Origin of the sequence: uncultured Campylobacter sp. (genome assembly GCF_938045535.1) — a bacterium.
In the GTDB taxonomy this organism is placed as follows: Bacteria; Campylobacterota; Campylobacteria; order Campylobacterales; family Campylobacteraceae; genus Campylobacter_B.
Genome location: NZ_CALIMQ010000129.1, coordinates 1 through 4731, shown reverse-complemented (window position 1 = coordinate 4731; position 4731 = coordinate 1). Strand labels below are relative to the sequence as shown.

Here is a 4731-nt window from a genome sequence, read left to right as displayed (position 1 = left end):
AGGCGCAATACCTACTTTAAAATTCTGCATTTCGAAGGAATCTAAAGTAGCGCTAGAATTTTAAATTCCCGTTCACGCTAACCGCGAAATTTCAAATTCGCAGACTCCAACTAAGCACTAGTTTATGTTAGAACTTTCTTTAGTCGCTCCACGGAATTTAGCCAAGCTTGCTTATTTTAACCCGCTTCGTTGAGCTTTAAAAATTTAGATTATTTCTTTGATCGTATCGGATAATGCCTACCGGCACAGAATTTCTAAAGTTACCCTGTTTGCTATATGCGCAATTAAAAGCGGCGCTAACGCGGAATTAAATAGTATAAGTGAAATCTGTAAAAGGTGTGAAATTTAATCATAGGATTTTAAGCGCTAAGGATTTGCGATAGAATTTCGCCGCGCAAATCAAATCCCAAAGCTAGCCTAGCCTACTCGAAAACCTTTGCTTCTAAGCCATGTAGCCTTTGCAAGCCGATATCGATATATTCGTTAAGCTTCTCATTATTTTCCAGCAATTTGTCGTAATAACTCTTGGCTCTTTCTCTCGCGGTCGCATCAGGCTCGATATACTTTAGCCCACTTTTGAAAAGTCCTTTGGATTCCACAAAATAGATCGAGTGGATCTTCTCGCAGTGCGATAGCCCTGCTTCAGTGTAGTTTAAAATCGATTCGTACGCGATATTGCCTAACAGCTCCTGCAGTCTATTTGCAGGATTTTTGAAAAACTCGGCAAACTCCTTATACGGCGTAAAAACCTGATCCAGGTTTTTCATCGCATCGCCGTAGATACCCTTTTTCAGGCGAAACATCGTCATTTCTTGAGAACTTACAAACTTCTCTATTGCTTTTATCGTATCGTTTTTATTCACTGAATTTTTCCCTTTTAAAATATGAAACGCTCGGATTATATCGTTTGTTTTATAAAAATCCGTTAAAAATCGGTTAAATTTTGCTCTAGCGTTTTAGCCAAATTTCTTTGGCGCTTTTGATTAAATTTCCTGCCTCAGCCGCCGCACTTCTCGCACAATCCTCGCACGAGCACGCTTTTGACATTTTTTTGCGGCAAAGCTGGCATCGAAATCTCCTCCATTTTATGGCAGTTTTCGCAGATAAAATACGCTTTTGCGCCGTCGGTGAGCTCATAAAAGCTTTTATGATTATTTTCGCTGGTAATTATCAAATTTTTCTCTTCCAAAAGCGCTATATTGCGATATATCGTGGTTTTATTCGCTCCCGTTTGTTCTACTAGTTCATCATAGCTTACCGGGCATTTTTTCTCGCTTAGGATCTGCACGATATGCACTCTAAGCGCTGTAGGAGCGATATCGTGACTCGCTAAAAAATCTTTGGGATCCATTTTACGCCTTTTTTGAAATTTAAGCGATGATAGCGAAATTTAGATAAATTTATATTAAGTTGCAACTAAGTTGCTTTTGATATACTTCCGCAATTTTTTTTGGAAAGGAATTTTATGAAAAAGCTTGTTTTCACGCTTTTAGCAGCTAGTTGCGTAGCATTCGCCAAACCTACGGTCACCACGACCATACTTCCGACGAAGTATTTTGTTGAACAAATAGCAGGTGATACCCTGCAGGTAAATACGATGGTCGGCAAAGGCGCTGATCCGCACACATACGAGCCTAAGCCTTCGGAGATGAAAATGCTAGAAAATAGTGATCTGTATTTTGCAGTCGGTATAGAATTTGATGAAGTCTGGCTACCAAAGCTTGCTGCATCGTATCCAAAGATGAAGCTAATCCGCACCGAAGATGGCATCACTAAAATGGCTATGGCAGAACACCACCATCACGACGAACACGATCATAGCGCACATCACGATGATCATGATCATGACGCGCATCATGAGCATGGCGACAAAGATCACGAGGCACACGAGCACCATCACCATCACGGCGGTTTAGACCCACATATCTGGCTCGATCCGCAGCTTGTAAAAATTCAAGCTAAAAATATTAAAGACGCGTTAACCAAACAGTATCCTAAGGATGCTAAAATTTATGAAGCAAATTTCGATAAATTTGCTAAAAAGCTTGACGAGCTGGACGCTTACGCAAAGCAGAAATTAGCGGGCGTCAAGGGAAAGAAATTTATGGTTTATCATCCGTCTTGGGGCTATTTCGCGCATCGATACGATTTGGAGCAGATCGCAGTCGAAGTGGAGGGCAAAGAGCCTAAGCCTGCGGATTTGGCTGAGCTAATCGAGGAAGCCAAAGAGGAAAAGATCAAGGTGATTTTCGTCGCACCGCAGTTTTCCAAAAAGGCAGCGCAAACTATCGCCGCGCAAACAGGCGCAAAGGTGATGGAGATCGATCAGCTGCCGCTAGATTGGTATGAGACGATGAAAAAGACGATCGACGTTTTCGGAGAAAATTTGTAGTTGATGAAATTTATTAAAATTTTAATTTTATCCGCGATCTTTAGCTCGCGGATATTTGCGTGCGCTCTGTGCGCCCTATACACGCCCACTGCGCACGTTAGCATCACTCCCGTCGCACAAGACGGCAAGATCGTGAGCCTGCATTTTTCGTGGCTTTTCTCTCAAAATTTTACCGACGTCATAATGCAGACCTACGATATAAATTCCAACGGCAAGCTTGAAAATAGCGAGCTTACAGAGATAACTAAGGCGATGACCGATTATCTAACCCCCAAAAACTATCTTTGCGAGGCGGAATTCTACGATCAAGCGCCAAAAAACGCAAAGCCTGCGCTTAGCAACCTCGTAGGCACGCAGATCAAGGGAAATTTTAAAAACGCAATAAGCCTCGTCAAAAAGGGCAGACTCGTGTTTGAGTTCGATCAAAAGGTCGGCTTCGAGCTGCGCAATAACCGCGTTCTTAAAATTTCCATTAACGACGATCAGGGATTTTTCAATTTCAAAATGCTTGACGACAAGCCCATTAATCTGGGCGAGGGCTTTATAGCGAAGCCTAATTCAAATTTAGCCACCACTTTTATAGAATTTAGCGGCGAAAAGCCAAAGATCGCAGATAAAAAGCCGCCAATTTCAAGCGCGCCAAACTCCGATTTAGCGCAGGATGGTCTTGCATCTAGCCAGCAGAGCCTTGCGAGCTCAGAGGATAAACTTGCGCAAGGCGGGCAAGCTAAACCGAATTCCACCTCGGCGCGCAGATCAAACCAAAGATCCGTCGGCGATATCGTCTCGGAGGCTGCAGCAGAGGCTCAAAAAAACATCGCCGCTTCGGATACTCTCGCGCAGATTAATAAAGCCTCCAAAAAGGACGCGCAGGCAAAAGATGGTCCCGCAAATTCTGCGGCGTCTGTAGATAAAGGCGTGAGCGAAAATTTTGCTGCGATCCGAGACGACTTTTTAAATTCCGCGCATTTTACGCAAAATCTCGCGACGCCGCCCGAGGAGAGTTCTTTAAATTTAGCGCAAAATAACGCGAGCAAAAACGGCGCCGCGTCCGGTAGCGACGAGATTTCAAGCGAGCAGCACAAAGAGGTCTCGCTGGGATTTGTCGCGCAAAAGACGATGGATTTTATGAAAAGTCTCAAAACGGCGTTTCGCGCAAGCAGCGAGCATGCAAGCGCAAGCACGATCCTATGGGTCTTGGCGCTTTCTTTTATATACGGCTTTTTCCACGCGGCAGGCCCTGGACACGCGAAACTGCTAACGGCGAGCTATTTCTTAGCCCATGGCGGCAGCTACGTCAAAGCCTTCGGATTTGCCCTTAAAATCGGGCTTCTGCACGTCCTAGGAGCGCTCGTTTTGGTAAGCGCGAGCATGTTTGTGTTGCAAAACGTTGCAGGCATAGTTTCTGCAAACTCCGCCTCAATCACCACGAAAATTTCGGCGCTTCTGATCATCGTCATAACCGCGCTCATCATCTACGACAAAGCTCGTCGCGTAAGATCGGGCGCCAGCCACGATGCAGGCTGCTCCTGCGCCGCTTGCGCTTCCGTCGCAAAGACCGCAGAGTCGGACGTCAGCTTAAAAAATACGGCATTTGCAAACACCAGGGATTCCGCTCACGCAGCGTCAAAGAGCTATAAATTTTCTAAATTTAGTATTCAAAGCGGCGAATCCGCGCAGTATTTAGATGCTGAAAATTCGGGCACCATAGCAGCAGAGCTAAATTCGAATTTAAATTTAACCGCAAGCCTAGAAGAAAACTCGTCTAGCCAAAACGGGCAAAAACAGGCTTTAAATTCTGCAAATTTAAAAAACCAAACCTTGTCTCGCTCGCTGCAAAGCAGCGCGACTGGCGGCGGTGAGAAAGGGCGGGAGTGGCTTATCGCGCTTGCAGCAGCGCTTGTGCCCTGCCCCGGCACGATCCTTATTTTCGTGCTTGCCTTCAGCCTCGGAAGCTTCACGCTTAGCGTCGCGAGTGCGCTTTTCATCGGTTTTGGAATGAGCGTCGTGATATTTTTAGCCGCGCTTTTCGGCGCGAAAGCAAACGAGCTAAGCTCGAAGCGGCTCGTAAGCTTGAAGCTTTACGTCGAATTTGCGGGGCTTTTCGTGATGTTTGGGCTCGGAGTTTTTATGTATTTCATCTCAGACACCCTCAGGATACTGTGATTGCAAGCTTCGGATGCAAATTTTAAAAAGCGGCTCGCGTGAAATATAAGTTTATGCAATGCGTTAAATTTTAAATCCAGTGCAGATCTAATTTCAAAGAGTAAAATTTTAAAATTTTACGCTGCGGACCCGTGTAAATTAAATTACGATCCCGGCTATTTATTAAGCGGCGG

General features: G+C 44.9%; 4 protein-coding genes. 2 read left to right on the top strand and 2 right to left on the bottom strand.

The features are described from left to right. Positions 1 to 422 precede the first annotated feature (422 nt). Both Q0095_RS04275 and Q0095_RS04270 read right to left on the bottom strand, forming a co-directional pair. The gene (locus tag Q0095_RS04275; RefSeq protein WP_291939615.1) at positions 423 to 863 is read right to left on the bottom strand and encodes a hypothetical protein; all 441 of its coding nucleotides are present in this window, start codon (positions 861 to 863) and stop codon (positions 423 to 425) included. A gap of 134 nt (positions 864 to 997) precedes the next feature. After that, positions 998 to 1351 (bottom strand): HTH domain-containing protein, encoded by a 354-nt coding sequence (locus Q0095_RS04270; RefSeq protein ID WP_297881675.1) that lies wholly within the window; start codon positions 1349 to 1351, stop codon positions 998 to 1000. Between the two features lie 114 nt (positions 1352 to 1465). Between Q0095_RS04270 and Q0095_RS04265 the strand changes: the two genes are divergently transcribed. Together Q0095_RS04265 and Q0095_RS04260 are read left to right on the top strand one after the other, a co-directional pair. After that, positions 1466 to 2392, top strand: a complete 927-nt coding sequence (locus Q0095_RS04265; RefSeq protein ID WP_297881673.1) for a zinc ABC transporter substrate-binding protein — start codon at positions 1466 to 1468, stop codon at positions 2390 to 2392. Positions 2393 to 2395: 3 nt separating this feature from the next. Next, positions 2396 to 4558 (top strand): DUF1007 family protein, encoded by a 2163-nt coding sequence (locus tag Q0095_RS04260; RefSeq protein WP_297881671.1) that lies wholly within the window; start codon positions 2396 to 2398, stop codon positions 4556 to 4558. Positions 4559 to 4731: the final 173 nt, after the last annotated feature.

Coding starts and splice junctions, on each gene's coding strand:
- Q0095_RS04270 (WP_297881675.1), bottom strand. CDS start 1,351: ATGGATCCCAAAGATTTTTTAGCGAGTCACGATATCGCTCCTACAGCG.
- Q0095_RS04265 (WP_297881673.1), top strand. CDS start 1,466: ATGAAAAAGCTTGTTTTCACGCTTTTAGCAGCTAGTTGCGTAGCATTC.
- Q0095_RS04260 (WP_297881671.1), top strand. CDS start 2,396: ATGAAATTTATTAAAATTTTAATTTTATCCGCGATCTTTAGCTCGCGG.